This window comes from Tabrizicola fusiformis (assembly GCF_013328815.1).
In the GTDB taxonomy this organism is placed as follows: domain Bacteria; phylum Pseudomonadota; class Alphaproteobacteria; order Rhodobacterales; family Rhodobacteraceae; genus Fuscibacter.
Genome location: NZ_JABUHN010000004.1, coordinates 187383 through 200899, shown reverse-complemented (window position 1 = coordinate 200899; position 13517 = coordinate 187383). Strand labels below are relative to the sequence as shown.

Annotated in this window: 10 protein-coding genes; 5 read left to right on the top strand and 5 right to left on the bottom strand. The window is 64.1% G+C overall.

Annotated elements, in window-relative coordinates; translation table 11 throughout:
* The first annotated feature begins 65 nt into the window (after positions 1-65).
* Genes HS053_RS08085 through HS053_RS08075 form a run of 3 tightly spaced genes read left to right on the top strand, consistent with a single transcriptional unit; the run spans position 66 to position 4383 of the window.
* Entirely contained in the window at positions 66-1100 is a 1035-nt protein-coding gene (locus HS053_RS08085) for a cysteine synthase A (protein WP_174210714.1), read from the top strand.
* The gene (locus HS053_RS08080) at positions 1097-3667 is read left to right on the top strand and encodes a DUF3772 domain-containing protein (protein WP_174210713.1); all 2571 of its coding nucleotides are present in this window, start codon (positions 1097-1099) and stop codon (positions 3665-3667) included. Before HS053_RS08085 ends, HS053_RS08080 begins: the two co-directional genes overlap by 4 nt.
* On the top strand, positions 3667-4383 hold the full coding sequence (locus HS053_RS08075) for an alanyl-tRNA editing protein (protein ID WP_174210881.1): 717 nt from the start codon (positions 3667-3669) through the stop codon (positions 4381-4383). Before HS053_RS08080 ends, HS053_RS08075 begins: the two co-directional genes overlap by 1 nt.
* A gap of 77 nt (positions 4384-4460) precedes the next feature.
* Here HS053_RS08075 and HS053_RS08070 read toward each other — a convergent pair whose 3' ends face one another.
* From HS053_RS08070 to HS053_RS08050, 5 genes are all read right to left on the bottom strand, one after another.
* Complete coding sequence (locus HS053_RS08070) at positions 4461-5372, bottom strand: pirin family protein (protein ID WP_174210712.1); 912 nt, start codon at positions 5370-5372, stop codon at positions 4461-4463.
* A gap of 103 nt (positions 5373-5475) precedes the next feature.
* Entirely contained in the window at positions 5476-6039 is a 564-nt protein-coding gene (locus HS053_RS08065; protein WP_174210711.1) for a TadE/TadG family type IV pilus assembly protein, read from the bottom strand.
* A 12-nt stretch (positions 6040-6051) separates the two neighbouring features.
* Positions 6052-6588 (bottom strand): TadE/TadG family type IV pilus assembly protein, encoded by a 537-nt coding sequence (locus HS053_RS08060; RefSeq protein ID WP_174210710.1) that lies wholly within the window; start codon positions 6586-6588, stop codon positions 6052-6054.
* On the bottom strand, positions 6585-8282 hold the full coding sequence (locus tag HS053_RS08055; protein WP_277817047.1) for a TadE/TadG family type IV pilus assembly protein: 1698 nt from the start codon (positions 8280-8282) through the stop codon (positions 6585-6587). The genes HS053_RS08060 and HS053_RS08055 overlap by 4 nt, the downstream gene beginning before the upstream one ends.
* 237 nt (positions 8283-8519) lie before the next feature.
* Positions 8520-10196, bottom strand: a complete 1677-nt coding sequence (locus tag HS053_RS08050; RefSeq protein ID WP_174210708.1) for a vWA domain-containing protein — start codon at positions 10194-10196, stop codon at positions 8520-8522.
* A gap of 346 nt (positions 10197-10542) precedes the next feature.
* Between HS053_RS08050 and HS053_RS08045 the strand changes: the two genes are divergently transcribed.
* The gene (locus tag HS053_RS08045) at positions 10543-11976 is read left to right on the top strand and encodes a Glu/Leu/Phe/Val family dehydrogenase (protein ID WP_174210707.1); all 1434 of its coding nucleotides are present in this window, start codon (positions 10543-10545) and stop codon (positions 11974-11976) included.
* Positions 11977-12163: 187 nt separating this feature from the next.
* Entirely contained in the window at positions 12164-13414 is a 1251-nt protein-coding gene (locus tag HS053_RS08040) for a sarcosine oxidase subunit beta family protein (protein WP_174210706.1), read from the top strand.
* The last annotated feature ends 103 nt before the right edge of the window (positions 13415-13517 follow it).

The window sequence follows — 13517 nt, the reverse complement described above, 5'->3', positions numbered from 1 at the left end:
GCCCCGGCTTGAGTTTGCTTTGTCTTGCCCCTACACAACGAGGAAGAGACACCAAGGGGGCCAACATGCGGATTCACAGCGATCTGGCGGACACGATCGGCAACACGCCGCTTCTGAAACTGAAGCGGGCCTCCGAGCTGACCGGCTGCACCATCCTGGGCAAATGCGAGTTTCTGAACCCCGGTCAGTCGGTCAAGGACCGCGCGGCGCTTTATATCATCCGCGATGCCATTGCGCGCGGCGCGCTGAAACCCGGCGGCACGATTGTCGAGGGCACGGCGGGCAATACCGGCATTGGTCTGGCACTGGTCGGCGCCAGCATGGGGTTCCGCACGGTGATCGTCATTCCTGAAACCCAGTCTCAGGAAAAGAAGGACATGCTGCGGCTGGCGGGGGCCGAGCTGGTCCAGGTTCCGGCGGCGCCCTACAAGAACCCGAACAATTATGTGCGCTATTCCGGCCGCCTGGCCGAGGCGCTGGCCCGGACCGAGCCGAATGGCGCGATCTGGGCCAATCAGTTCGACAATGTGGCCAACCGGCAAAGCCATATCGAAACCACCGGCCCGGAAATCTGGGAACAGACCGGCGGCAAGGTGGACGGCTTCATCTGCGCCGTGGGCTCGGGCGGCACGCTGGCCGGGGTCGGCATGGCCTTGCAGCCCAAGGGCGTGAAGATCGGTCTGGCCGACCCCGAGGGCGCGGCGCTGCATTCCTTCTATACCAATGGCACGTTTGAAAGCCCCGGCACCTCGATCACCGAGGGCATCGGGCAGGGTCGGATCACCGCCAATCTGGAAGGGTTCACCCCCGATTTCAGCTATCGCATTCCCGATGCCGAGGCGCTGCCCTTGGTCTTCGAGATGCTGGAGGATGAGGGCATCTGTCTGGGCGGCTCGTCCGGCATCAACATCGCCGGTGCGATCCGTATGGCGCGCGAGATGGGGCCGGGCCATACCATCGTCACCATCCTGTGCGATTACGGCAACCGCTATCAGTCCAAGCTGTTCAACCCGGCCTTCCTCAAGGAAAAGGGCCTGCCGGTTCCGGCTTGGCTTGACCGTGGCCCGCGCAGCCTGCCCACGGTCTACGAAGACGCATGACGGCGCGCTGCGCCCGGGCGGGGCTGCTTTGGGCGCTGATCCTTGGCGCCCTTCTTTTCATGGCGCCGGTGTTGCAGGCACAGGAGCCCGGTCGTCAGGTGGACGAGACCGGGGCGCTGATGCCCCGGCCCGGCACCAAACCGCTGGTCGAGGCGGACGCGCCGCCCGGCCCGGTCAATGGCCGCCCCGCCAGCGATGAAGACCGCGGCGGCGCCACCACGCTGGATTATGCCGCCTGGGATCTGATGGCCAAACGGGCCGAGGCCGCCATCAGCGACCCCAATGCTTCGGAAGTGTCGCTGGAGCATCTGCGGGCGCAACTGGTGGATTGGCGCGAGGCGTTGCAGGGCGCGCAAAGCGCCAATTCCGCCCGCATCGCCACGCTGCGCACCCAAATCGCCGCCCTTGGCCCGGCCCCGGCCGAGGGTCAGACCGAAGTGGTCGAACTGGCCAACCGCCGCCATGACCTGACCGAACAACTCGTCACCCTGCAAGCCCCCGGCATCGCCGCCGAAGAAGCCTATAGCCGCGCCGATGGGCTGATCCGCGAGATCGACCGCGTGCTGCGCGACCGGCAGGCGGCAGCGCTGCTGACGCTCTGGCCTTCGCCGATCAACCCGGCCAACTGGCCCGAAGCGGTGATCGGTCTGACCGATACCGGGGTGCGGCTTTGGGACGAGCTTGCCGAGAAATGGGCCAACAAGCTGGCACGCAAAGCCTTTACCGGCAATCTGCCGGTGATCGTCGCGCTTTTACTCGTGGCGGCGGGGCTGATCGGCTATGGCCGCCGCTGGGTGGGCCGCATGGCGCAGCGGATGCAGGAACGCGGTTCGGTGCGCGGGCAGCGGGTCTGGGCACTGATCCTGTCCTTGGGCGAAATCGTGGTGCCGGTGGTGGGGGTCATCCTCTTGGCCGCCGCGCTGATCTCGACCGAGATGCTGGGCGTCGTGGGCACCCAGATCATCGAGGCGCTGCCCGACATCACCACGCCGGTCATTCTGGCGTCGTGGCTGGCAGGCCGGGTCTTTCCGCGCGGCACCATCGCCGGGCCGCTGAACCTGCCGCCCGAGCGGCGGGCCGAGGCGCGCTATAACGCGGTGCTGATGGGGCTTTTGCTGGGGCTGGACGATCTGCGGTTCGCCGCGATGGACAGCCAGAGCTATTCCGAGGGCACGACCGCCGTGACCTCTTTCCCGGGTCTTGCGCTTTCGGGGCTGCTTCTGGTGCGGATGGGGCAGCTTTTGCGCCGCCATGCCGATGCCACTCTGCGCGAGAACGAGGCGCAAGCCTATGGCACCCGTCTGCTGGGCGTGCTGGGCCGCGGCGTGATGGTGGTGGGCGTGCTGGGGCCGGTGCTGGCCGCGATCGGCTATGTGCAGGCCGCGGCGGCGCTGACCTATCCGGCGATGTTGAGCCTTGCGCTGATCGGGCTGATCCTGATTTTGCAGGGGTTGATCGAAGACCTCTATGCCATGGTGATGAAGACCACCGGCAATCCCGGCGATGCGCTGGTGCCGGTGCTGGCGAATTTCCTGCTGATCTTCCTGTCGGTTCCGCTTTTCGCGCTGATCTGGGGCGCGCGTGCCGCCGACATCACCGAAATCTGGACCCGCTTCCGCGAAGGGTTCAGCCTTGGCGGCACCCATATCTCGCCCTCCAACTTCCTGATTTTCGCGGTGATCTTCGCCATCGGCTATACGCTGACGCGGATGTTTCAGGGGGGGCTGAAATCCTCGATCCTGCCGCGCACCTCGCTGGATCAGGGCGGGCAGAATGCGGTGGTTTCGGGTGTCGGCTATGGCGGGATATTCCTGTCGGGGCTGGTGGCGATCAATGCTGCCGGGATCGACCTTTCCGGTCTGGCCATCGTTGCCGGGGCACTGTCGGTCGGCATCGGTTTCGGCCTTCAGACCGTGGTGTCGAACTTTGTGTCCGGCATCATCCTCTTGGTCGAACGCCCGGTCAGCGAGGGCGACTGGATCGAGGTCGGCACCACCTCGGGCATCGTCAAGTCGATCTCGGTGCGGTCCACCCGCATCCAGACCTTTGATCGTGCCGATGTGATCGTGCCCAACAGCGACCTGATTTCGGGTCGCGTCACGAACTGGACGCGGTTCAACCGCTCGGGCCGTCTGGTGGTGCCGGTGACGGTGCCCTTCACCGCCGACAGCCGCCGGGTGGAGAAGATCCTGCAAGAGATTGCCGAGGCGCAGCCTCTGGCCATCCTCAACCCGCCGCCGGTGGTGGCGCTGATGGGCTTCACCGGCGAGACGATGAACTTTGAAATCCGGGTGATCCTGCGCGACGTGAACTTTCAGGTGGCGGTGCGCAGCGAGATCAACCACCAGATCGCCGCCCGCTTTGGCGCCGAGGGCATTGTGTTCAGCAATGCCCACCGCGATTTCCTGCAACGTCAGGCCGACACTGCCGCAGCCGAGGCCGAAAAGGCCGAAGAGGCCCGCCAGCATGAAGATGCCGTGGCGGCCCTGCTGGCGCCGCCACCCGCGACCCTGCTGCATCGCAAGGCCAAATCCGACCCCAAATCCGAGCCGGAGTCACAGAGATGATGACCGAACCCCTGTTCCGCAGCGACGCCTATCTGCGCGAGACCACGGGCCGGGTGACCGGCCATACGCCCGAGGGCGGCATCGTGGTGGACCGCACGGTGTTCTACGCCACGGGCGGCGGTCAGCCCGGCGATTGCGGCCTTGTGGAATGGGACGGCGGGCGGCTGACCATTGCCACGGCGGTCAAGGTCGAGGGCGGCGGCATCGCGCTGGTCCCGGCAGAGCCGCTGGCCCTGCCGCCGGTTGGCGCGCCGCTCATGCAGCGCATCGACTGGGACCGCCGCCATCGCCACATGCGGGTGCATACCGCGCTGCATCTGTTATCGGTGGTCATCCCCTTGCCGGTGACCGGCGGCCAGATCGGCGCCGAGCGGGGCAGGCTGGATTTCGCCATGCCCGAGCCGCCCGTCGATGTGGCGGCGCTGGAAACCGCGCTGAACGCGCTGATCGGGCGCGATCTGGCGGTGACGGATGACTGGATCACCGATGCCGAGTTGCAGGCCAATCCGGGGCTGGTGAAAACCCTGTCGGTGATGCCGCCGATGGGGCAGGGGCGGGTGCGGCTGGTCAGGATCGGCGCGGGCGCCGATCAGGTCGATCTGCAACCCTGCGGCGGCACCCATGTATCCCGCACCGCCGAAATCGGCCGGGTTGAGATCGGCAAGATCGAGAACAAGGGCCGCCAGAACCGCCGCGTCAACATCACGCTGGCCTGAGGTCTGTGGCCTGAGGGGCATATCCTGAAAGAAGGCGGGCCGCGCCCCTGCTTGCAGGGGCGCGGCCCGCCGTTTCGTCAATGCGCGGGCTTGATGAAGGTGCCGTTGCGCAATTCGCGCATCGCGGTTTCCAGTTCGGCCCGCGTGTTCATCACGATCGGCCCGTGCCAGGCCACCGGCTCCTGAATGGGCGCCCCGGCCACCAGCAGGAAGCGCACGCCGTCCGGGCCCGCCGTCACCTGCACCTCATCGCCCGCGCCGAATTCAACCAGCGTGCGGTTGCCCGACAGGTCGCGGATGTTCACCTCTTCGCCGCCGACCTCTTTCTCAAGCAGCACGCCGCGCGGATGGGCGGCATCGGCAAAACGGCCCGCACCCTGAAAGACATAGGCGAAAGCCTTGCGCCTTGTGTCGATGGCAAAGGTCTTGCGCCGCCCCTCGGGCACGAAGATGTCGAGGTAGAGCGGATCGGCGGCGATGCCATCGACCGGCCCCTTGCGGCCCCAGAACTCGCCGGTGACGACCTTGACCACGGTGCCGTCATCCTCAAGGATTTCGGGGATGTCATGGGCCTTCACGTCCTGATAGCGCGGTTTGGTCATCTTGAGGTCGCGCGGCAGGTTGGCCCAAAGCTGAAAGCCGTGCATCTGGCCCTGCGCGTTGCCCTTGGGCATTTCCTGATGCAGGATGCCGGACCCGGCGGTCATCCATTGCACATCGCCGCCCTTGAGCGTGCCACGATTGCCCAGACTGTCGCCATGTTCGACCGATCCGGCCAGAACATAGGTGATCGTCTCGATCCCGCGATGCGGGTGCCACGGGAACCCGGCGGTATAGTCGCGCGGGTGATCGCCGCGAAAGTCGTCGAACATCAGGAAGGGGTCCATCCGCTCGGGCTCGGAAAAGCCGAAAGCACGGTGGAGGTTGACGCCCGCGCCTTCGACGGCGGGACGAGCGTGGGACTGGCTGGCAACGGGACGGATCGACATGGCGCTCTCCTGTTCTGCGATGACGCCAAGGTAGGGCGTCGTGGCGCAGGCGGCAACGCCGCCGCCGCCCGCAGTCTCTGTGCGTTGTCGCACAGAAGCCGGGTCAGGAGCAGGTCACGCCCGAGAGGCACACCTTGGGCACAAAGCGCGGGCGGGTCACGATGAACTGCGCCAGCGTTTGGGCATCCATGCCCACGTCGAAGGCCGGCTCATAGCCCACCCGGGTTTCGACGATCACCACATAGTCGCCGTCCGACATGTCGGGGATGCTGTCCTTGAGCAGTTGCAGCGTCGTCGTCGTCAGCGGCGGCAGTCCGGTGGCATCGGTGCTGCGCGACCAGTGGATTTCAAAACGGTTGCGCAGTTGCGACCAGGTGACCGAACTGACCCGCAGGCTGACGTTCTGATCGCGGTCGATCAGCGATTCCATCAGCGTGTCCATGCCGGTGATATAGGCGTCGTTGATCGTCACCATCTCGCGCGAGATCATGTCCGAGATGGTATAGCTGGCCTTCTGGACCTTGTTCATCACCCGGAACGAGTCCCAGTAGACGAAGAGGCCCAGATAGGACCACAGCATGAACGGCAGCACCAGCACGGCCTCGGCCATGATCGTGGCACTTTCGTCCTGTCCGAAACGGCGCAGCAGGCGGCGAAGGAATGTCATGGCGCCCTCTCCTCAGGTCGGCTCGGTGACGAAGGCCGAGGTGGTGATCAACGCATAGCCGTCGCGGCCATCCAGCGGCATCTGCGCCCCGATCGCCATGTTCGGGAACAGGGCATCCTGGATCACGCAGATGCGGACCAGCATCACGTCGTTCTGTTGGCCGATCTGCAACGCCAGAACCGGGTCGATATCTTCGTCGCGGTCCACGCATTGGATATTGCTGGTCGGCACGGCCCAGGTCGAGGTGCTGATGCGGACCAGCTCGATGGTGATGTTGTCTTCGCAATTCTGCAAGATCACCCCGCGCGCGCAGATTTCCTCTTTCAGAAGGGCCGAGGTCGGCAGCGGGTAATGGCCCAGACGCAATTCGCGCATGGTGCGGTCCACGGCCTGCTCCAGCAGGATAGAGCGCATCATCAACAGCCCGCTTTCGAACGAGGCGCAGAAGATCACCATCAGGATCGGCACGGAAATCACGAATTCCAGCGAGGCGGTGCCCTTTTCGCCCGCAAGGAAGCGCCGGAACGGGGCAAGCAGGGCGCGGATCATTGGATCAACCTCAACTGACTGATATTGCTGGCAATGGCACGGAAGGCGGTCTTGATCTGCAACCCGCTGGCGTTGAAGTAATGCGCGGGCGACGAAGCGCAGGCGGCAATCTGGGTCTGGCCGTTGGAGGGGGCCTCGAAGGCAATGCCGTAGACGGTGGTCTTCTGGTTCTTGGTCAGCGTGCAGATCTTTTGCAACTGCGTGTCCATGGCCGATGTCTCGGTCTGGGTGCGCATGGCCGTCATGGCGTTGTTATAGGCGGTGGTCCGGGTCGAAGAGGTGGTGCCAAGGGCACGGCCATAAAGGTTCCAGGCGACATAGGTCACGCGCAGGGCCGACCAGACCTGCGGCCAGGTCTGCTGCACCACGCCCGAGCCCGAGTTCCACGCCGTGGACTTCCACCCGCTCGAAACATCCGAGCCGCTGGTGCAGTTGCTCGAGGTGCAGAGATGGGGCACCCAATATTCGTTGGTGCCCGCCTTGGCCGGGCGGCCCGAGGTGAAGCGGATCGAATAATTGCCGTCGCCGGTGGATTTGTAGATCGGCGACAGGCCGCTGCGATAACCCGAGTTGATGCGCTCTTCGGCAAAATGCTCGCCGTCGGTCATCAGGATGATGATCTTCATCGCCTCGTCATCGGTATAGTCGTAGGGGCGTCCGCTCCAGGTGGAGTCGATCTTGCCGGCGGTGATGAGCTGCGAATACATCGTGCGCAGGGTGGGGTCGATCAGGGCGGTGCCCCAGCGCATTCCGGCGTTGATCGAGGTGGCGCCCACCGCGGTCAGACCGTCGATCTGCGATTTCAGTGTGGTGGCATCGTTCGACGGCAGCCGCACGATATTGGCGCTGGAGGCCGGGCACCAGACGTTGGCAGTGTTGATCGTGGCATAGCTGGTGTTGCTGGGCGCCGTGTGCGAGGTGGACTGGTTCGTCGTGCTGTAGCTGTCGGCATAGGCCGTCATCGGCATCGACGTGGTCGTCGGCATCGCCAGCGTGTTATAGGTCGAAGAGGGCAGATCGACGCAATCGACGTTGGTCACGTTCGGCCCGTCGGTCACGGCAAATTTCGCGCGCAGCACGGGACCAAGGTTCACCTGGCCGTTGAACGGCACTATGGCGATCGAGATGCGGTCTTCGCCGTCGCTGGACAGCACGGTGTCGATGAATTCCTTGGCCGCCGCCTTGAGGTTCACCAGACGGCTGTTGCTGGCCATCGAGCCGGAGACGTCCAGCACAAGAACGATTTCAACATTGGTGATGCGCTGCTCGGCCATCGAATGGCCCGGGGCATCCATTTCGGTCAGGCCGATCAGATGGGTGAAGATGGGATTGGTGGCCGCCGAAGCATCGGCCGTCACCTGACGGTAGTTGATGCCTTCATCGACGTTCACCCCGGTCAGATATTGCGAAAGCTGCGCCTTCTCGAAATATTCATTGACCACCGTTTCGGCGTCCATGTCCTGCGTCAGCGAGGCGGCGGCAAGGGTTGAGCGGTCAAGCGTGTTCTGCAGCTTGGTGCGGACGGTTTCATAGCGCATGACGTCCACCGCAAGTCCGCCGAACATAGTCATGGCAATGAAAAGGCAGAGGGCAAAAACCACAAGGTTGCCCGATTCGTCCCGCCAGAGGCTGGAGGCTCTTTGACGTTGCGGGGCGCGTGCCAGGGCACGGCCGATCAAACCAAACACTACCATTGCTCACACTCCTGCTCCCGCCGATCGGGACGAGAGACCTATTCAGGATGCGAAACTGGTTCAGGGGTCTGGCGTTATTGTGGCGAAAACTGGTGCGCATTGCGTCCTTTGCCCTGTCGCTGGGCGTTTGACGCGGCGTTTCGGCGGATTTTTCGCCATATACCGCCGTTCCCGCCCCGCCGGAGCGGGGCAGTCTGGCGGGCGGCGCGGGCGGATTCCACACCTGCATCGCGGCACCTATTGCGTCAGCCGCAACTGGCTGATCGAATTGGCGATGGTGCGGAAGGCGGTCTGAATTTCCAGCCCCTGCGCGTCAAAGTAGTGCGCTGGCGAGGAAGCGCAACCAGAGATTTGCTGCTGGCCATTCGTCGGCGCCTCGAAGGCAATCCCGTATACAATCACGCCATTTGCCTTGGCCTGATTGCACGAGGTCTGCAACGAGCTGTTCATGGTGTTGACAGCGGCATAGGTCGAGGACAGCAGGTTGATGGCGTTGTTGTATTGCGTGCTGCGGGCGCTGGAACTGGTGCCGAGCGCGCGGGCGTAAAGCTGCCATGCCACCCAGGACAACCGCTGTCCGGCCCAGACTTGCTGCCAGGTTTGTTGCGTCACGCCCGCGCCCGAGTTCCACGGCGTCGCGCGCCATCCTTCGGCCACATTGCTGCCGGTCATGCAGGCGTTCGAGACGCACAGATGCGGCACCCAATACTGGTTGGTGCCCGCCGCCGCCGGCCGCCCGGTGGTGAAGCGGATCGAATAATTGCCGTCGCCGGTCGAGCGGTAGATCGGCGAGGTGCCGGTCTTGTAATCGTCATTGATCCGGTTGTGCGCCACATGCTCACCATCCGTCATCAGCACGACGACCTTCATCGCCTCGGTATCGGTATAGTCATAGGGGCGGCCTTCGTAATAGGCTGGGATCTGGTTGGCGGCGATCAGTTCGGAATACATGCCGCGCGCTGTCGGGTCGAGCAGCGCCACCCCCCATTTCATCCCCAGCGTGATCGAGGTGTTGCCCCCCGCCTGCAGCGCGTTGATCTGGCTTTGCAGGGTGGCCACGTTGTTCGAGGGCAGCCGGACGATGTTGCGCGTCTCGTTCCGGCAGAAAGGCGCCGAGGTCAGCATCGTCGCATAAGAGCTGTTGTTCCACGCGACATAAGAGGTGGTCTGGTTGGTGCCGTTGGTCACATCGGCAAAGGCCGCCATCGGGATCGAGGTGGTGCGGCTGATGCCCGGTGCGCCGTAAAGCGTGGATTGCAGCTCAAGGCAGTTCACATTGGCCACGCCATGCTGGTTGGCCGCATTGTATTTCGCCCGCAAGACCGGGCCGAGGTTCACCTGCGCATTATAGGGAACGATGGTGATCGACACCCGGTTGTCGGTGTCGCCGGCCAGAACCGTCTGCACGAATTCCGAGGCAGCGGTGCGCAGATTGGCGATCTTGGCCCCCGACATCGAACCGGAGACGTCCAGCACCAGCACGATTTCGACATTGGTGATGCGCTGTTCGGCGGCCGAGCCGCCGATGGCATCGAACTTGTCGATGCCGATGAGATGCAGGAACAGCGGATTGCTGTCCACTACGCCCTTGGCCGCAACCGAACGGCCGTTGACGCTTTGCACCACGGTGATTTCCTGAAGGTCAACGCCAAGGCCCGACTTGTTCACATAGTCCCGCACCACGCTTTCCGGGTCGAGATCCTGGGTCAGCGCGGCGGCGGCCAGCGTGGCGCGGTCAAGCGTGTTCATCAGCGCGGTCTGCCGCGCCTCGCGCTTCATCACATCCAGCGCGACACCGCCCATCATGGCCATCAGCAGGAACAGCACCAGCGCAAAGACGATCAGCGAACCGCCTTCGTCCCTTGTGAAACGCGCCAGTGCCGCGAGAGGGCGACGGGGGGGAAATGCAGTCATGGCAGCCTACCTCGGAAGGCGTCCGGCTGTTAACCGTCCGCAAAATCGTCATACCCCCGCCATCGGACTGCCCAGAAGTTAAGGCAAAATTGTGGCAGAGGCGGCAGAGGCGGGGCATAACCCGGGGGGCCGGAAACACTCGCCAGCGGCAGCATTCATTGTCTGCGCCGGGGCAACGGTAATCACGGCAAAACCCGGCATCCGGCGCCGCATCCCTGCCCGAATTGCCCTAATCCGAATCACTTCATGGCGAAAAACCGGCCAGATTGCCCGGAGTTCGTTGGTGATTTGGTTAATCAAACCGCCTAATCTCTGTGCATCCGAATGCCGGACAGGGAGAAAAGGCATGAACGTGACAGGTGAACCGAGCTTTCGGGAATCGGTCGATCTGATGTTCCGGCGGGCAACCGCCCTGATGGATCTGAGTCCGGGGCTTGAGGAGAAGATCCGGGTCTGCAACTCCACCTACACCGTGCGGTTCGGGGTGCGGTTGCGTGGCGCGATGAAGACCTTCACCGGCTATCGCTCGGTGCATTCGGAACATATGGAGCCGGTCAAGGGCGGCATCCGCTATGCGCTGTCGGTGCATCAGGACGAGGTAGAGGCGCTGGCGGCGCTGATGACCTATAAGTGCGCCTTGGTCGAGGCGCCGTTCGGCGGCTCGAAAGGCGGGCTCTGCATCGACCCGCGCGAATGGGACGAGCATGAGCTGGAACAGATCACCCGCCGCTTTGCCTATGAGCTGATCAAACGCGACCTGATCAACCCGGCGCAGAACGTGCCCGCCCCCGACATGGGCACGGGCGAACGGGAAATGGCCTGGATCGCCGATCAATACGCCCGGATGAACACCACCGACATCAACGCCAAAGCCTGCGTCACCGGCAAGCCGCCCCATGCGGGCGGTATTCAGGGCCGGGTCGAGGCGACGGGCAGGGGGGTGCAATTCGCCCTGCGGGAATTCTTCCGCCATGCCGAGGATGTGGCCCGCGCCGGCCTGTCCGGCGGGCTTGAGGGCAAGAAGGTGGTGGTGCAGGGCCTTGGCAATGTAGGCTACCACGCCGCCAAATTCCTGTCGGAAGAGGATGGCGCCAAGATCATCGCCGTGGCCGAGCGCGACGGCGCGGTGGTGGACCCCGAGGGCATCAATATCGAGGAACTGCGCCAGTGGATGGGGCGCAATCAGGGATCGGTCAAGGGCTTCCCCTATGGCAGCTACATGGCCGATGGCGCGGCGGCGCTGGAACTGGCCTGTGACATCCTGATCCCCGCCGCGCTCGAGGGGGTGATCCACAAGGGCAATGCGGCCAACATCCAGGCGCCGCTGATCGTCGAGGCGGCGAACGGCCCGATCACCTTTGGCGCCGATGAAATCCTGCGCGAGAAGGGCGCGGTGATCATTCCCGACATGTATGCCAATGCCGGGGGCGTCACGGTCAGCTATTTCGAATGGGTCAAGAACCTGTCGCACATCCGCTTTGGCCGGATGCAGCGGCGGGCCGAGGAAGGGCGGTCGCGCCTGCTGGTCGAAGAGCTGGAACGGCTGAGTGCCGACAAGAACCTTGGCTGGACGCTCTCTGCCGATTTCAAGCAGAAGTTCCTGCAAGGCTCGGACGAGCTGGCGCTGGTGCGGTCGGGTCTGGATGACACGATGCGCACCGCCTATCAGTCGATGCGCGAGGTCTGGCACGGGCGCTCCGAGGTCGAGGATCTGCGGACCGCCGCCTATATCGTCTCGATCGACCGGGTGGCAAAGACCTATCGCTCCAAGGGGCTGTAACCCCCCTTACCCTGACCCTCTCCCCGCCGGGGAGAGGGAAGCGCCAGCGCCCGGATGTTGCGGAAATTCGCTGGCCTGCGCCGGATGCGACATCTTTCGTCGCAGGCGACCAAGGATTTTGCCGTCCGCTCTTGAATAACCGCGCATGTCCCGGTTTGATGGCCGGGTCAGGGAAAGGTCGTTTCGGATGCGCTACTCCGGCTTGAAGGTCATCACCGAAGGTCTCTTTGGCAACAAGGGGTGGAAGCCCGCCTGGCGCGATCCCGCCCCCAAGGCCGAATATGATGCGGTGATCATCGGCGGCGGCGGGCATGGCCTGTCCACCGCCTATTACCTTGCCAAGAACCACGGGCTGCGCAACATCGCGGTGCTGGAGAAGGGCTATCTGGGCAGCGGCAACATCGGGCGCAACACGACGATCGTGCGCGCCAATTACTTCCTGCCCGGCAATTCCGAGTTCTATTCGCACAGCCTGAAGCTCTGGGAAGGGCTCGAGGCCGAACTGAACTACAACGTGATGCATTCGCAGCGCGGGCTGATCAACCTGTTCCATTCCGACGGTCAGCGCGATGCCTTTGCTCGGCGCGGCAACATGATGATCAATCAGGGCGATGATGCGGTTCTCTTGGACCGCGAGGGCGTGCGCGAGTTGCTGCCCTATCTCGATTTCGACAACACCCGCTTCCCGATCTATGGCGGCCTTCTGCACCCCCGCGGCGGCTCGGCCCGGCATGATGCGGTGGCCTGGGGCTATGCCCGCGGCGCCGACCGGCTGGGCGTCGATCTGATCCAGAATTGCGAAGTGACCGGCATCGACATCGAGAACGGGGTGGTCAAAGGCGTGCAGACCACGCGCGGCGCGATCCGCGCCAAGAAGGTCGGCATGGTGGCGGCGGGCCGCTCGGGGCTGGTTGCGGCGATGGCGGGTATGCGCCTGCCGGTGGAAAGCCACATCCTGCAAGCCTTCGTGACCGAGGGGCTGAAGCCGGTGATCGACCATGTGATCAGCTTCGGCATGGGGCATTTCTATATCAGCCAGTCCGACAAGGGCGGGCTGGTCTTCGGCGGCGACCTTGATTTCTACGCCAGCTATGCCGCGCGGGGCAACCTGCCGATGGTCGAGCATGTGATGGAAGCAGGCATGACGCTGATGCCGATGATCGGCCGCGCCAAGGTGCTGCGGTCCTGGGGCGGCATCATGGACATGACGCCGGACGGCAGCCCGATCATCGACAAGACCAATATCGAGGGGCTCTATCTGGATTGCGGCTGGAACTACGGCGGCTTCAAGGCTGTGCCGGCAAGCGGCTGGTGCATGGCGCATCTGATGGCCACCGATACCCCGCATGAGGTCGCCAAACGCTTCCGCCTTGACCGTTTCCGCACCGGCCAGATCCTCGACGAGGAAGGCACCGGCAGCCAGCACAACCTGCATTGAGGCCAGGATGACACGCGCAACCTGTCCGCATTGCATCGCCGTCGAAGCCTCCGGCGGGGATATTTTTGCCAAGATGAAACCGGCAGCGCTTTCATCTTGGTCC

Bases quoted from the DNA above. Each gene is read 5' to 3' on its own strand.
- HS053_RS08050 (WP_174210708.1), bottom strand. From the start codon at position 10,196: ATGACTGCATTTCCCCCCCGTCGCCCTCTCGCGGCACTGGCGCGTTTC.
- HS053_RS08085 (WP_174210714.1), top strand. From the start codon at position 66: ATGCGGATTCACAGCGATCTGGCGGACACGATCGGCAACACGCCGCTT.
- HS053_RS08075 (WP_174210881.1), top strand. From the start codon at position 3,667: ATGACCGAACCCCTGTTCCGCAGCGACGCCTATCTGCGCGAGACCACG.
- HS053_RS08080 (WP_174210713.1), top strand. From the start codon at position 1,097: ATGACGGCGCGCTGCGCCCGGGCGGGGCTGCTTTGGGCGCTGATCCTT.
- HS053_RS08040 (WP_174210706.1), top strand. From the start codon at position 12,164: ATGCGCTACTCCGGCTTGAAGGTCATCACCGAAGGTCTCTTTGGCAAC.
- HS053_RS08065 (WP_174210711.1), bottom strand. From the start codon at position 6,039: ATGACATTCCTTCGCCGCCTGCTGCGCCGTTTCGGACAGGACGAAAGT.
- HS053_RS08045 (WP_174210707.1), top strand. From the start codon at position 10,543: ATGAACGTGACAGGTGAACCGAGCTTTCGGGAATCGGTCGATCTGATG.
- HS053_RS08060 (WP_174210710.1), bottom strand. From the start codon at position 6,588: ATGATCCGCGCCCTGCTTGCCCCGTTCCGGCGCTTCCTTGCGGGCGAA.
- HS053_RS08055 (WP_277817047.1), bottom strand. From the start codon at position 8,282: ATGGTAGTGTTTGGTTTGATCGGCCGTGCCCTGGCACGCGCCCCGCAA.
- HS053_RS08070 (WP_174210712.1), bottom strand. From the start codon at position 5,372: ATGTCGATCCGTCCCGTTGCCAGCCAGTCCCACGCTCGTCCCGCCGTC.